We start from the raw sequence: 232 nt of genomic DNA on the forward strand, positions 1-232 counted from the left end.
TTCGTGAAATTGGCGTTGTTGTTCGTGCCCGCGTTGAAGATACCCTGCGTCTGATCTGCAGTCACGTTGCTCCCATTGCGGAAGTCGGTGGCGCAATCGAGCACGAAGGAATTGAAGCGCGGCGCGCCCAGCTCATCGTCGCCCGTCGTCTGGATCGTCTCGGAATTGTCGATGCGCAGGCACGGCGTCGACCCCGAACGGTCGACCAAAACGCTGTTGACGATCGCATAAT

1 pseudogene is annotated in these 232 nt (G+C 58.6%); it reads right to left on the reverse strand.

The features are described from left to right. A pseudogene (locus A3736_RS03660) lies at positions 1-232 on the reverse strand (hypothetical protein); the annotation flags it as partial.

This window comes from Erythrobacter sp. HI0063 (genome assembly GCF_001635685.1).
Taxonomy (GTDB): Bacteria; Pseudomonadota; Alphaproteobacteria; order Sphingomonadales; family Sphingomonadaceae; genus Qipengyuania.